This window comes from Niabella hirudinis (genome assembly GCF_051201075.1).
Classification (GTDB): Bacteria; Bacteroidota; Bacteroidia; order Chitinophagales; family Chitinophagaceae; genus Niabella; species Niabella hirudinis.
Genome location: NZ_JBPEHJ010000014.1, coordinates 24,313 through 38,542 on the forward strand (window position 1 = coordinate 24,313; position 14,230 = coordinate 38,542).

Annotated in this window: 17 protein-coding genes; 8 read left to right on the plus strand and 9 right to left on the minus strand. The window is 47.2% G+C overall.

All coding sequences use genetic code 11. The features are described from left to right. Positions 1–29: 29 nt before the first annotated feature. Entirely contained in the window at positions 30–869 is an 840-nt protein-coding gene (locus GGU45_RS19250) for a metallophosphoesterase (protein ID WP_435227538.1), read from the minus strand. A 145-nt stretch (positions 870–1,014) separates the two neighbouring features. Here GGU45_RS19250 and GGU45_RS19255 point away from each other — a divergent pair, with 145 nt between their 5' ends. The 4 genes from GGU45_RS19255 (at position 1,015) to GGU45_RS19270 (ending at position 3,939) form a co-directional block, all read left to right on the plus strand. Further along, entirely contained in the window at positions 1,015–1,707 is a 693-nt protein-coding gene (locus GGU45_RS19255) for a hypothetical protein (protein WP_435227540.1), read from the plus strand. A 31-nt stretch (positions 1,708–1,738) separates the two neighbouring features. Continuing rightward, complete coding sequence (locus GGU45_RS19260; RefSeq protein ID WP_435227541.1) at positions 1,739–2,125, plus strand: hypothetical protein; 387 nt, start codon at positions 1,739–1,741, stop codon at positions 2,123–2,125. Positions 2,126–2,264: 139 nt separating this feature from the next. Continuing rightward, positions 2,265–3,188, plus strand: a complete 924-nt coding sequence (locus tag GGU45_RS19265) for a pseudouridine synthase (RefSeq protein WP_435227543.1) — start codon at positions 2,265–2,267, stop codon at positions 3,186–3,188. Positions 3,189–3,222: 34 nt separating this feature from the next. Next, complete coding sequence (locus GGU45_RS19270) at positions 3,223–3,939, plus strand: RluA family pseudouridine synthase (RefSeq protein ID WP_435227545.1); 717 nt, start codon at positions 3,223–3,225, stop codon at positions 3,937–3,939. A 3-nt stretch (positions 3,940–3,942) separates the two neighbouring features. Here GGU45_RS19270 and GGU45_RS19275 read toward each other — a convergent pair whose 3' ends face one another. Genes GGU45_RS19275 through meaB form a run of 3 tightly spaced genes read right to left on the minus strand, consistent with a single transcriptional unit; the run spans position 3,943 to position 6,984 of the window. Then, entirely contained in the window at positions 3,943–4,992 is a 1,050-nt protein-coding gene (locus GGU45_RS19275) for a glycosyltransferase family protein (protein WP_435227546.1), read from the minus strand. An 8-nt stretch (positions 4,993–5,000) separates the two neighbouring features. Continuing rightward, complete coding sequence (locus GGU45_RS19280; RefSeq protein ID WP_435227548.1) at positions 5,001–6,023, minus strand: glycosyltransferase family 4 protein; 1,023 nt, start codon at positions 6,021–6,023, stop codon at positions 5,001–5,003. Positions 6,024–6,045: 22 nt separating this feature from the next. Continuing rightward, complete coding sequence (meaB, locus tag GGU45_RS19285) at positions 6,046–6,984, minus strand: methylmalonyl Co-A mutase-associated GTPase MeaB (RefSeq protein ID WP_435227550.1); 939 nt, start codon at positions 6,982–6,984, stop codon at positions 6,046–6,048. A gap of 19 nt (positions 6,985–7,003) precedes the next feature. On the opposite strand from meaB, the gene GGU45_RS19290 reads away from it, so the two are divergent. Genes GGU45_RS19290 through lptC form a run of 4 tightly spaced genes read left to right on the plus strand, consistent with a single transcriptional unit; the run spans position 7,004 to position 10,489 of the window. Then, the gene (locus tag GGU45_RS19290) at positions 7,004–7,642 is read left to right on the plus strand and encodes an LON peptidase substrate-binding domain-containing protein (RefSeq protein WP_435227552.1); all 639 of its coding nucleotides are present in this window, start codon (positions 7,004–7,006) and stop codon (positions 7,640–7,642) included. Positions 7,643–7,687: 45 nt separating this feature from the next. Next, positions 7,688–8,416 carry a type III pantothenate kinase gene (locus tag GGU45_RS19295; protein ID WP_435227554.1) on the plus strand — a complete coding sequence of 243 codons (729 nt, stop codon included), beginning with the start codon at positions 7,688–7,690 and terminating at the stop codon, positions 8,414–8,416. Between the two features lie 19 nt (positions 8,417–8,435). Beyond that, complete coding sequence (locus GGU45_RS19300; RefSeq protein ID WP_435227556.1) at positions 8,436–9,794, plus strand: hypothetical protein; 1,359 nt, start codon at positions 8,436–8,438, stop codon at positions 9,792–9,794. Between the two features lie 44 nt (positions 9,795–9,838). Continuing rightward, positions 9,839–10,489 (plus strand): LPS export ABC transporter periplasmic protein LptC, encoded by a 651-nt coding sequence (gene lptC / locus GGU45_RS19305; protein WP_435227558.1) that lies wholly within the window; start codon positions 9,839–9,841, stop codon positions 10,487–10,489. Positions 10,490–10,495: 6 nt separating this feature from the next. Here lptC and GGU45_RS19310 read toward each other — a convergent pair whose 3' ends face one another. From GGU45_RS19310 to GGU45_RS19330, 5 genes are all read right to left on the minus strand, one after another. Continuing rightward, the gene (locus tag GGU45_RS19310; RefSeq protein ID WP_435227560.1) at positions 10,496–10,816 is read right to left on the minus strand and encodes a ferritin family protein; all 321 of its coding nucleotides are present in this window, start codon (positions 10,814–10,816) and stop codon (positions 10,496–10,498) included. A gap of 800 nt (positions 10,817–11,616) precedes the next feature. Further along, positions 11,617–12,051, minus strand: a complete 435-nt coding sequence (locus GGU45_RS19315; protein ID WP_435227561.1) for a cold-shock protein — start codon at positions 12,049–12,051, stop codon at positions 11,617–11,619. Between the two features lie 35 nt (positions 12,052–12,086). Beyond that, on the minus strand, positions 12,087–12,344 hold the full coding sequence (locus GGU45_RS19320) for a short-chain dehydrogenase (RefSeq protein WP_435227563.1): 258 nt from the start codon (positions 12,342–12,344) through the stop codon (positions 12,087–12,089). Positions 12,345–12,393: 49 nt separating this feature from the next. Further along, complete coding sequence (gene rbp, locus GGU45_RS19325) at positions 12,394–12,666, minus strand: RNA-binding regulator (RefSeq protein WP_435227564.1); 273 nt, start codon at positions 12,664–12,666, stop codon at positions 12,394–12,396. 237 nt (positions 12,667–12,903) lie between these two features. Continuing rightward, on the minus strand, positions 12,904–14,169 hold the full coding sequence (locus GGU45_RS19330) for a DEAD/DEAH box helicase (protein WP_435227566.1): 1,266 nt from the start codon (positions 14,167–14,169) through the stop codon (positions 12,904–12,906). Positions 14,170–14,230 lie beyond the last annotated feature (61 nt).

Here is a 14,230-nt window from a genome sequence, read left to right on the forward strand (position 1 = left end):
CCGGTATTTTATTCAATATTACCAATTGATCAGGCCCGGGCCAGTTCAAAAATGGTTATTTCGGGGCGCACATTAAATCGTACCTGCCAGGTAAAGCCCAATGCCCGGTTGATATAAAGTGTGCGTCCATCCTCAAAACCGATCTTCCCGGAAGTATACCGTGAATTGGCAACCGGCAATAAAGGTGGTGGCAGGAAGGGGGGCTTGCATTGCCCGCCATGCGTATGTCCGCTGATCACCCAGCCATCATAACCGTTCCAGACCGGCAGGTCCATTACGTCGGGGTTATGACATAAAACAACAGCTGCTTCCTCTGGGTTCCAATACTGCAAGGCTTTTTCCGGCTTAAAATTAGTGCCCCATTTATCGTCAATGCCTATAAAATTCAGGCCGGAGAATGGTTGCTGTTCATTTCTGAGCACCCGGATCTGCTGCCGGGTCAGGAGATCTGTAATATTGTTTGCGAGCACGCTATCCTTCCAGTGAGCGCCATAATCGTGGTTGCCCAGGATAGCTGTGGTTCCCAAACGGCCATGAGGTGCATACCGCATCAGCTCCTGCAGCTGATCCAGCTGGCGGGGTTCGCTATACGTAACAAAATCGCCGGTATAGGCAACAAAATCGGGCTGGTATGCGGCCGCTTTTATAAGGGAATCCTTGAGGTAGCTATCGCGGGAGCTGTTGCCGATATGGATGTCGCTGATCTGCATCAGTGTTTTACCCACCAGCGAAGACGGCAGGTTTTTAACGCGCATGGGCACCCGTGTAAATTCCAGCCAGAAGGGTTCTACCTGCCAGGCATATAATCCCGTCAGCAATGCTGCACCGCTCAGCATACCGCTGTATCTTAAAAACGATCTTCGTTTCATGTAGCACAAAATTAATTTCGGCCGGCTCAGAATTTGCCAACAGAATATTAAACTTTTTGATGAAACCGGGGTCAAATACCTGCTTATAAAATTTTAACAGGGACACAGCAGGTATTTTTCTAAAAACCCATCTAAGAAAAAATAAATGCGTTGGCAATTAAATATAAAGGCTGTTTTTTTTGCAGGGTCGTTGCTTTTGGCAGTGACAGGAGTTGCCCAGGAGATCCCTTCCCGGCCCAATGAGGGGGTACGGCGTACAGAAACAAGGCGGGAACAGTATGATGTATATCAAAAGCTAAAACTGACGGCCGACCAAAAAAACCAGCTGAAGATTTTGCAGAAGGAAGGAAAAGAAGGGTTTATCGCCATCCGGAATGACATGGCATTAACAGATGCCGCTAAAAAAGAAAAGCTGCAAGTACTTCAGCGGCAGCAAACGAAAAAAAGAAATGCGATCCTAACCCCGGAACAGCAGCAGATTTGGAAGGATGAAAGCCGGGGCCGCAGCAAGCAGGGGCCTGTTAAAACAGACCAGCGGCTCATGGCTGCTGATGGCCGTAGCGACCGCAATGCACTACCCGAAACCCTGGAGAAAAATGCTCCCAAAATAGCGCTTTCTGCAGCACAGGAGCAAAAGATGGATGCCCTGAGAACGACTTTTAAAGAGCAGGCCCGATCCATCCGGCGGAACCCGGCCTTATCTGCAGATGAAAAAAAAGCCCGTGTAGAAACGCTAAAAAAAGAGACCCGCAAAAAACAAAAAGCCCTGCTTACCACCGCACAGTGGCAGCAGTGGATAAAACAAGGCCAGAACCGGAACAGTATTTCCAAACAATAAATAAACGTCTGTTAAACTTAAAAAACAAAAAATGAAAAAAACAATCTTAATCGCAGCAATTGTAAGCCTGTTCAGCGTTTCCGCTGCTGTAGCGCAGGACGCTCCCAAAAAGGAAAAATCCGAAAGAAGTATGAACAACCGCCGTGGGGCTATGTGGGATGATCCCGATCTTAAGCTGACAAAAGATCAGAAGGACAAATTAAAGGCCCAGGATGAGGAGAACTGGAAACAAATGAAAGCGCTTCGGGATGACAGTGCTCTCAGTGACGATCAGAAAAAAGACAAGATGAAAGAAATGCGTACCAAGCAAAAAGAAGCCCGCGAAAAGATCCTTACAAAAGAGCAGGCTGAAAAACTGAACGCAAAAATGAAAGAACGCATGGAGCGCGGAAGAAACCGGCAGGCACAGCAGCAATAAGGAGTTGTCGTTTTTATACTGAGCAAAGGATCTTATCCGGGTCGAAGTATATTTTACCAGTAGGCCATCTTAATTTTTAGGATGGCCCTTTTTTTTACGATATTTGCAGCTTACTGTTGTAAAAATAGCAATTCATAAAATGAAAAAAATTGATCCCCGCTTTGCAAAGTTTGCAAATAAAAAAAGCAACGCCGCTATAAAAGAGGCGTTTAAACAGGAAAAGAGGCAATACAAAAAAGAACGTGCGGCTTTCTTTGAACAGAAAAAAGCTGAGGCGGCGGCAAAAGCCACCCAGGCTGCGGCAGCACCCAAAATTGAACGGAAAGCGGCTCCTGCCGAGCAAATGCCATTGAATAAGTACCTGGCCCATAGCGGCGTTTGTTCCCGCAGGGATGCCGTAGCTTTTATCAAGGATGGAAAAGTGAAGGTCAATACGGCAGTTGTCATAGAACCGGGTTATAAAGTGCAGCCGGCTGACGTGATTACACTGAACAATAAAAAAATAACCCCGGCCAAAAACCTGGTTTACATCCTGCTGAACAAGCCCAAGGATTATATTACCACCACCGATGATCCGCAAAAACGAAAAACGGTGTTGGATCTTATAAGAACGGCAACAACCGAACGCGTTTATCCCGTGGGCAGGTTAGACCGGAATACCTCCGGTGTACTGCTTATTACAAATGACGGAGAGCTGGCGCAGCAGCTGACACACCCCAGCAATGAGGTAAAAAAGATCTATGCCGCCACGTTAAACAAACCACTCGAGAAAAAGGACTTCGATAAAATATTAAAAGGGGTGGTACTGGAAGATGGGCCGGCTCCTGTGGATGTGCTGGCGTATTCTGATATGAAAGATAAAACCCAGGTGGGTATTGAAATACACAGTGGCCGGAACCGCATTGTACGCCGTATTTTTGAATCAGTAGGATATGATGTAAAACACCTGGACCGGGTGATGTTTGGCGGACTTACCAAAAAGAATGTTGAACGGGGAAAATTCCGTTTTTTGACAGAAAAGGAAGTGCGCAATCTTAAATTTTTTGGAAAGGGGAAAAAGTAGCCCTACTTGCTATTCACTATTTTCCATTGACTGTATGAAGCTAAAAGACCTGATCGTTTTTGAAAACGAAGATATTGTTGCACTGAACAAGCCTTCAGGGCTGCTTTCGATCCCCGACAGGGCGGGAAAGGATCCCTCGCTCAAAGAATGGCTGCAGCAGGAGTACCCGGCTGTTTTTACCATACACCGGCTGGATCGCGAAACCAGCGGACTGATCATTTTTGGCAAAAATGCAGTGGCGCACAAACATTTCAGTCAGCAGTTTGAGGCACGTAAAACAGTAAAGATCTATAACGGGCTGGTGATCGGTTCTGTTCAGGAAACTTCCGGAAGCATTGATGCCCCTATTGCGGAAAATATGGTCAAGCGGGGTACCATGCTCATTCACCGGCGCGGCAAACAGGCGCTTACTGATTTTACGGTGTTAAAAGATTTTAAGATCTACAGCTGGATGGAATTCCGGATCCATACGGGCCGGACGCACCAGATCCGGGTTCATGCCAAAGAAATAGGTCATCCGCTGGCCGGGGACATGCTTTACGGAGATGGCAAAGCCCTGTACCTGTCTTCGTTTAAATCAAAGTTTAACCTGTCGAAAGAGCATTTGGAAGAACGCCCGCTATTAAGCCGGCTGGCGCTGCATGCGCTCCGCTTAAAGATCCAGACCCCCGATGAACGCTGGCTGGAGTTGGAAGCGCCGCTGCACAAAGATCTGAAGGCGACCCTGCAGCAACTGGAAAAGCGGAAATAATAATTACTTCAGCAAAAACCGGTAGAGTTTTTCAGCCTCAGATGAATAATCGTAAAAGGGTAGGGCGTTAAACGCCTCCCGGAAAGGATCCGGCAATACAATACCCCCCAGAATAGCAATCAGGTCATCCATTGTTTCGTAATAAAGAGAAATAGTAGCAAGGTCTGTATTGATCTTATAGGCAGCGGGCAGCAACAATGGTTTTCGGTAACCATAGGCCAGGTGGTAGGCGCCGGATACGCGGGTTTTGCCATAAACGGTATCTTCCCTTCCTTTTACCAGGGGCAGGATATAATCTGCCTTCGCAATGTACCGGTGAAAGGTGTTATAGTCTACGTATCCCTTAAAATAGATGATCCGGGCCTCCTTTTTATTGATCCGGTGCACCAGCGTTTCTATTGCCGTTTCTGCGCTTTGAAGATTGCCCAGAAAGACCAGCTTCACGTTTGAGGGCAATCCTTTTTCATCGATTTGCTGCAGCAAGGGAATGAAGTCTTTTCTTTTTGCGCTTACGACCCCCGGCACAATAATCCAACGCTCGCCTGGCAATTTTTCATGGATGGGCACCGGGTCCGGCGGCGGAAAGTATACAGGAAAAAAAGGAAACAACCGGTTGTGCGGAAAGCGTTCCACCGCATTCAGAATAAAGTTTCCAAAAACAATGTATTTTTTTATCCGGAAGGGATATACATATTTAAAAGTGAGGCTTTTGCCCAATTTCTGTGCATCGTGAATAATACCGGTAATTTTGATCCCGGGAAGCCACACAAGCATCTTTCTTACGGCCCTGCTCTCTACCGTTCCAAAAATGATCTGATCTATTTGATGCTGTTTTACGATTTTCCTGATCCGGCCTGCCATTGAAAACCAGTTCCCTTTTAAATCGTCCGGGGCAAAAAAACAATGGCTGTAATAATGGGTGTCTTTCAATAAAGGTTTCAGCCCCTCATTGCACAGGAAAAACACCTCCGCATTTTTTTGTTTTAAAAAATGAACCAGCGTATATATATTCTCAAGATGAGACCCTCCCAGTTCAATAACTAAAACCTTCATAAAATACGTTACAGGATTTCTTTATATAGTTCTTTGTACTGCCGGGCAGTATCTGCCCAGTTAAACTGCCTGGCCCAATTGATCAGTTCCTGGCTTTTTCCATTCGTTTCGTTTACCTGCTGCAGGTATTTTGCTGCAACGGAGCTTATATAATCGGGGTCAAAACTATCAAGGTACAGCGCATGGGGTCCTCCTATTTCCGGCAATGACGTATGCTTGGAGAGCAGGACCTGTTTACCCATTTGCATCGCTTCCACTACTGGCAGGCCATATCCCTCGGCAACGGAGGGAAAGCAAAAAAGTACCGAATTTTTTATGAGCCAGTATTTTTCAGTTTCTGCTACGGGGCCAATGAGCCGTACCCGGTTGGCAACGCCCTGTTTGGCTGCATTTGAAAGGATCTCCCGCCGGTAATGTTCGTCCTGGTTTACACCTGCTATGATGAGGTGGTGGTCATTATTTTTGAGCAATGCTGTTAGTACATGAAAGTTTTTTTTGGAGGCGATGGTTCCCACGCTAAAGAAAAAAGGCGTACTGAAATCGCCTGGCGGCTTCTTCAATTCGCCCGGAATATTGGCGCCTCCATTGTAAATTACGGTCACGGGTTTTCCGCCCAGGTTCAGGTGCTGCTCCATTTCGGTTTTCACAAAATGGGAAATGGCTACCAGGCCATCTGCTTTATCAACCAGCTGCTGGGTTCTTGCCATGTATTTTTTCTTTTTGGCATTGGTTTTACGCTCGTGCAGGAAGTTAAGATCATGTATGGTGGCCAATAGTTTAAGCCCCCTTCTTTTTAATGGCAGGTAGCTGCTCCCCTGGTAAGTGCAGTGCCATAGCCTGCAATGGGAAAGCCGGGTTTTAAAAAACTTATCAGAGATTTTGTGCACCAGGTATTGGTATTCGGGCCCAAAGAACCCCTTGTATTTTTCGGGGGTATAAAAGGTAAGCATATCACCCCGCATTCCCTGGGATATCAATCCCTCACCAAGTTCCTTGCAGAAATGATGCAGCCCGGTGTACGGATATTTCATCCGTTCACAATCTAAAATAATCTTATCCATTCAACTTTCTGGTGTATTGCTCCATTACAAACTTATACAAATTAAATGGTCCTGATTTTAAATTTTCGTTTATTTCCTGCTTTAGTTTTGATTTGTCAATTTCCTTCATTCGCGCTTTTTGGATCAGCTGATAGGCTTTTTCGGTCAAAAGCCAGTTCCTCCGTTCTTTTTGCAGGGAGGCGAGGCTTTTTTCCTGAACGGCCTGGTACAAACGGTTGGCCCCGCTTCCTTCCGTTGCCACGGTTGACAATACGGGGATCAGCTCTTTTGTGCGGGCAAATGCGGGCGCCAGCATTTGCCGCAGGTTTTTTATAAAAAGGTCCGCACCGGGGCGGTCGCTTTTATTAACCACAAAAATATCGGCTATTTCCATTAACCCGGCCTTCATGGTTTGCACTTCATCCCCGGCCTCGGGTACGAGCACTACAACGGTCACATCTGCCAGTCCTGCAATTTCAATCTCGCTTTGCCCTACGCCAACTGTTTCCACAATGAGGAGGTCAAACGGCGCGGCTTTTAGCAGGTCGGTGATTTCGATGATCTTGGGATTGAGCCCGCCCATGGCACCCCGGCTGGCAAGCGACCGGATAAAAACCTGGTCGCTGAGGTACCACCGGTTCAAACGGATACGGTCGCCCAGGAGCGCTCCAAAATGAAAGGGTGATGACGGGTCTACACAAATAACGGCAACCCTTTTTCCCTGCTGCACGGCCCGGTCTACCAGGGCATCGGTCAGGGTGCTTTTTCCGGCACCGGGAGGGCCGGTAATACCCACCACCGGAATCGCCGGCTGGGGCAGCTGCTCCAGGAAATTGATATAGCCCTCCTGCTCGTTCTCCACAAGGCTGATGGCGCGTGCCAGCATTTTTATATCGCCTTGCGCAACTCCGGCTGATAGCGAATTCCACATATATGCTAAAATACGCAACATAAACTTTTTACCTTTGAGTATGACCAATTTTATTCCCATATTTCCGTTATCGGTGGTTGTGTTCCCGGAGGAACATTTGAACCTGCATATTTTTGAGCCGCGGTACACACAATTGATCCGGGAAATTGCGGCTACTCAAAAGCCATTCGGGATTCCGGTGGTGGTAGACAACCAGCTGCAGGAGTGGGGGGCACTGGTATACCTGGAGGAAATTGTACGGGTTGATGAAAGCGGCGCTATGGATATTCGCACAAGGGGTGGCGATTTGTTCCGCATCCTGGAAGTGATCCGCGAAATTCCGGAAAAACTGTACTCCGGGGCCATCGTCAATTACCCGGAAAACGACCGGAACGGAAACCCGGAAATAATGCAGCAGCTTGTAAAACAGATGCGCAGCCTGCACGACTACCTGGAAATTAAAAAAACGTTTAAAAAGGAGGATCATCTGCTAACGGCTTACGATATAGCCCATCATTCCGGCCTGACGATACAGGAGGAATATGAGCTTTTACAGCTGACACAGGAGCGGCAGCGCCAGGAATATTTAAGACGGCATTTTGAAAAAATAGTGCCGGTACTCGAGAAAATGGACCAGCTAAAACAAAAAATAAAGATGAATGGCCATTTCAGGCCCCTGAGCGGATTTGACATAAAATAACAGAAAAGGGGAAGGAGTTGCTGATTTTTTATTTATTTGCATGATATGTCTACCACACTTTGTTTCGATTTTGGGAATACCCGCAAAAAAGTTGCGGTATTCCAGGAAAAAGAGATTATCAAAACGCTTGTATTACAGGACGACACTACGGCAACCATCCGGTCCCTGGTGGAGACATATAAACCGGTAAAATCGATTTTATCCTCCGTTATCAGCCACAATGCGGAGATGGAAACGGTTTTAAAAGATACCACCCGTTTTCATTTGTTGAACCACCTGTCGCGCCTGCCCATCACTACGCCGGTTGGCAAGCCGGAGACCATCGGGGCCGACCGGCTGGCGATTGCCTCCGGAGGGGTGCATTTTTACCCCGGAAAGAACCTGCTTTTAATAGGATTAGGTACCTGTATTACGCTCAATTTTGTTAATAAATACCATGAACTGGTGGGCGGCTCCATTTCCCCCGGACTGGAAATGCGACTTAAATCAATGCAGTATTACACCGCAAAACTGCCCCTGGTGGCCCCCAAATCGGACGTGCCGCTCTTAGGCTATGATACTGAGACCAATATCCTTTCCGGTGTAATCCTGGGAATGGCCTACGAACTGGATGGTTTTATTGGCGCGTACGAGGAGAAATTTGACAACTTTAACGTGGTCTTAACCGGCGGAGATATGCAACATTTGGCATCACACCTGAAAAGCAGGATATTTGCCGACCCTGAATTAATATTTAAAGGCCTATATGCTATTAGTGAAGTTAACAACGCTTAGAAAATTGGATGCGTCTGTGATGAAACGTATTGTCGCTGCAATTTGTTTAACCAGTACCTGTTTTGTTACAAATGCCCAGGATAATTCGCCCTATTCGAGATATGGGCTGGGAGATGAAATTTCTTCTTCCAGCGCCACCAGCAGGGGGATGGGTGGCGTTTCTGCAGCATATAACAGCTATACTTCTGTCAACTATGCCAACCCGGCGTCCTACTCCTTCTTTTTATCCATTCCCGAGCCCGGCACGCGCAAGCAGCTGCAGGGACGTGCGATCCTTGATATTGGCATTGAAGGAACCGGGCGCACATTGATCGACCGGACCCTGCAATCCCGTTTTACATCCAGCAACCTTATTTTTAACAGGATCTCGGTGGGTGTCCCATTGCGTCGTAACTGGGGTATGGCCTTCGGGCTGCGACCGCTGAACAGGATCAGCTATAAGATGCAGCAAAGCGGCCGGCTGGCAGATGAAAATACCGGGGGGGATATCGATTCTTCCCTCACCACTTTTGAGGGATCGGGGGGAGCCTACCTTGCCTCCCTGGGAACGGGGGTGAAATTTGCCCTGGCCAAAAGCCATTACCTGAGCCTGGGTATTAACGGCGGCTACCTTTTTGGATCGAAAAATTATACCCGTCAACGGAGCTTTTTTAACGATACCACACTTTACCGCACCGGAACCTGGGATGCCAAAACATCTATGGGAGGCATTTATGCAGATGCCGGCGTACAATACCAGGGAAAGATGAGTGATAAGCTGTACCTGGGCGTTGGTGTATTTGGCAACTGGCAGCAGAAGATCAATACTCATACCTCATTAACTTCAAGTTCCATTGATAATTCTACAGGAGTACCGGACACTGCATATACCAGCGGAGACCTGGCGGGCAATATCAGTTACCCCAGCAATCTTACAGCCGGCTTTATTTTGCAGAAGGCCCAGTCTCAAACAGAGGCGGGATGGCTTTTAGGTGCAGATTTTACCACCACCAGCTGGCAAAACTACCGGGAAAACAACCTGCCGGATACGGCCGTAGCCAGCAACTGGAAGTTGAAAGTAGGTGCGGAGTTTAGCCCGGTAAACAAGAGAAACTACCTCAGCCAGATGTATTACCGGATCGGCTTTTTTACCGGACCTGACTATATCAAGCTTCGTGGAAAACAGTTGCCGCTCTATGGCATTACGGCCGGAGTGGGGCTGCCCCTGGCCAATTATAACCAGCAGGCAAGAGGTCAGGCAACGATCATCAACCTTGGACTGGAATATATGAAGCGGGGCAATAACGACAGTCCCCTGCAGGAAAATATGTACCGGGTCACCATAGGATTTTCCCTAACCGATATGTGGTTTGGCAAGCGAAGAAACGGAGACCGCTAACGCAGGCGCATCTTTTACATTATTTTTGCAATAAACCGATTTTTTTGAAGTTGCGCTCACGATACGTTTTATTTGCTGCAATGCTGCTGCTTGTGGCTTGTGAAAATACAGAGGAAGAAATCAATTCCCTGAATAAGAAGGTGTCGATGTCGGACAAGGCGATCAAAGTAGAAAGCTATCTATCGCAGGGCGGCAAGGTAAAAGCAAAACTGACGGCCCCCATAATGCTCCGGGTACAGGCGGATACGGTTTATACCGAGTTTCCCAAATCATTGCATGTGGATTTTTATAACGATAGCGCAAAGGTAGACAGTAAACTGGATAGCAGATACGGAAAGTATATGGAGTCCATCAATATGATCTATCTCCGCGACAGTGTAAGAATTACCACTGCAAATGGCGACACGCTTTATTGCCAGGATCTTTGGTGGGATCAGAACAAACAAATTTTTTACACGCATAAGCCCACCAGGTCGGTAAATAAGGCAGGGGAGCATCTATATGGAGATGGTTTAATTGCCACCCAGGATTTGAAGGAAAAGACCTTCATTAATCCACGCGGGCAGTTTTCTGCCGGCCAAACGGGTCTTCCGGGTCAGGCCGGAACTCCGGTTGCTACGGCAAATCCGGCTCCGGCAGATACCACCGGCCGGGCTCCTGTTCCGGCACCTGCTGCCCAACCGCCCGCTCAATAGAATCAATTACTCCGCTTCCGCCTTATCTTCTGCTTTTTCGGCGTTTTCTACGATATCTCCTTCCTTAAACAATACATTCTTTACAACCGTGCGCCATTCTTCCTTTTTGCGCAGCAGGAACTCCAGGTCCATAGCAAAATGGATGAATTCTTCCTGCTGGGCATGTTTCATGACTTTTTTGGCTTCCCGATCTTTTTCAACATGGATGCGCTGCTCATACCAGCCAATGGCTTCGGCTTCTTCGATCAGTGATTGAATCATGCGTGCAAAAGTGCGTACGGGTTGTGAGAGCTCTTCTGGCGGCTCGTGGTATTGATCAAATCCCATTGTGGTTGGTTTTACATGAAGAGAATGTACAACGCAAACCATGGTACAAATTCCAAGCCACCTTTGAGTGCGGGTTTAATAACAAACCCTTTATTATGGCGAAAATTTTTTAGACTCCCGATGGATCGCATTGGCGTCAAGTTGATTTTTGCTATGGGAGCTGCAGCGCAGCGCTGATCCTGTTAGTAAACGCGAATACGGGTAATAAAGGTGCAGCGCACCGATAATCATTGCGGTTTGTACAAGCGGTGCACAGGAAATTACCGCCGCGCTGCGGCTACGGGAGGTTTTGGGCGTTCATCGTTATAAGGGTCAACGGCGCGCTGCGCCTGTTTGCCATTAAAAGATGCGATCTTTTTGGCCTGAAAGGCTTACCCGTACTACATTTCATGGCAATATGATCTGTTCTTAACCTGACGCACATGCGATGGATCGGGAAACGGATTTTGCAACGGGATCATAACCCGTGTGTGATCTGTGGCAAAGCAGCGGGGAAACGGCGTGTGGATCACAAGCAGTACCACATAGCCAAACGCCCGCAAAAATATGTAGATACCTTGGATGGCCTGTTAACCACTTTATGCGAAAGCTGCCATAGTCGCGGACACTACCGGTAGGAGGCGCCAACGACACAAAATCAGATTATGACCTGGCAGTAGCGCATCAATTGAATCAAAAAATAAGAACATTGGGCCAGTTGACGAAATAACTTCGCCAATCCTGCTCAAGTCTGCTGCTGTAGAAATTGGTAAACCCGGATCTGCCTTAACCGGTGTAGGATCCGGAAACCGGATTCATACCTATGCAGCGCTTACATTTACGGCCACCATTCCCTTAGGGCCTTTCTGCATTTCAAATGTTACTTTTAATTGCTCCTTCAGCTGTACAGAGGCGGAGTTGATGTGTACGAAAACACTTTCTCCGCTAACGCTGTCTTTTATGAATCCGTAGCCTTTATTGCTATCATAAAAGGTAATGATGCCCGTTCGGGTTGGGTCAACGGCATTCAGTTCCCGGCTGTTGGCTACAACGGGGGGAATGTTGTCGGAGGTGATGGATCTTCTGTCGGGGGGGGTTGCTGAAAGATTGCCGTACTCATCTACATAAGCCAGCATATCGTCCAGGCTTTTGGTTTTCCCGGAGCTTTCCTTCCGCTCCTGTTTTTTTTCTTCTTTCTGTTTTTTTGCGTTCCTTTTTCTTTGTTCTCTTTCTCTTTTGTTCCAGGTTTCTCCCATTCGATCGTTTTAAATTAAATAATTATTTTAATGTGCTATTTTCTCGCAGAGCTGAGGCGGGTAAACCCCGATCCGTTAAATAAGCGGGAAAGGTTTACATCGCCGGTACGCTCCCATTGCGGCAGGTTTTTTGAACTGACCACTCTCCAAAAGTTTTTTGCTTTCAGTTCTTCATAATCCCTTGAGCTGATAAAGATGCCGGTTACAGTAGAGCGATCCTTAAAGTGAATGTTTACCGCCCCGGTATTCTTAGTGGCCGAGGCCAGAAATTTTTCTATTGCATGTACATCCATAGTTGCTGCTTTTTAAATATCGTTTAACACTAAGCCGGCAGACCTCGTTTTACCAACGGTTGGAGAAGCTGCTCTTTTCCTCTTTAGGGCGGGCTTCCATTACTTTAATTGGGCGACCATCCTGCATGGTACCATTCAGTTCTTTGATCGCTTTTGTTGCGGCAGCTTCATCCGGCATTTCAACAAAACCAAAGCCCCTGCTTTGTTTGGTAAATTTATCAGTAATCACGCGGGCAGTATCAATAGATCCATAAGTAGCAAATAATGCTGTAAGATCTTCTGTACTGAAGCTGTACCCAAGATTGGACACAAAAATGTTCATTGTTTTAATTTTAGAGATGTAATGAATGATTCGAGATAAGGCAAATATATAAAGCGGAAAAGCTGAAAAAGCAAGTGCTTACAATAGAGCAGTGACTCAAATTAACCGTGCAAAGGTAGGTATAATAGCCCATATCACCGGCTTTGTTTCCTATTTCGTTTAATAACAGCGGGTTAGAACGCGCTTTTGGAGCGCCGTTCTGCAAATCTGTCAACAAAGCGGGCTACCGCAGCGCTGTTATAAAGCCGTATTTTTATGACCGGATTTTTTATGCCGACTGTGAAATGAGTGCCCTTTCCATTGCTTGCGGTTGTGCTGCTGTTTTTGAGCCGGAACGGAAGGTATGGATGGCGCTGCAACGGGTTGCCCTGGTGCCGCCTCAAAGGGATGGTCCCTCACAACCGGGATCGTTTTGTTGATCAGTTTTTGAATATCTTTTAAGTATGGCTGTTCTTCTGCATCGCAAAAGGAAATGGCAATACCGCTGGCGCCTGCCCGCCCGGTGCGGCCAATACGGTGCACATAGGTTTCGGGTATATTGGGCAGCTCGTAATTGATCACACAGCCCATGCCGTCAATATCAATGCCTCTTGCAGCAATGTCGGTAGCCACGAGTACATTTATTTTACCGGTTTTAAAATTACCAAGCGCCGTTTGCCGGGCGTTCTGGGATTTATTGCCATGTATGGCTGCGGCATTGATCCCGGATTTGTTCAGGCTTTTGGCAATCTTGTCGGCGCCATATTTGGTCCTTGCAAAAACCAGGGTAGATGTTGATGCAAAGTCTTTCAATACATGCAGCAGCAGGGCGGGTTTGCTGGGTTTATCCGTGTGATATATGGATTGCTGTATTTTATCTACGGTTGTAGCGGGTGGTGTTATTTCAATTTTTACCGGCTGTTTCAACAGGGAATCAGAAAGCTTCTGCACTTCCGGTGGCATGGTTGCAGAAAAAAAGATGGTCTGGCGTTGCAATGGCAAACGGGAGAGGATCTTTTTTACGTCATGGATAAAACCCATGTCCAGCATGCGGTCGGCCTCATCCAGCACCAGGTATTGAATTTCTTTTACCAGGGGATAGCCCTGGCTGATGAGGTCCAGCAGGCGGCCGGGGGTGGCAATGAGCACATCTACCGGTTGTTGCAGCGCTCTTACCTGGTTGTGCTGGGATACGCCGCCAAAGATGACTACCTGTTTCAAAGGCAGGTATTTGCCATAAGCGGCAAAACTTTCAGACACCTGCAGGGCCAGTTCCCGGGTAGGTACCAGCACCAAAACTTTTGGCTGCCGGGAAGGCGGCTGTTTCTGACTGTATAATAGCTGCAGTAATGGCAGCGCAAAAGAAGCCGTTTTTCCGGTACCTGTTTGTGCACAGGCCAGCAGGTCTCTTTTTTGCAGCACCACCGGTATAGACTTTTCCTGTACGGGAGTAGGAGTTGTATAGCCCTCATTGCTTAATGCTTTGAGGAGGGGATCAATAAGTTGTAGATTATGAAACGACAATTGAATTAAATTTAAAGTGAATGAATCCAGCAGTGCCTGTAATAAAAGTTACGCACATGAT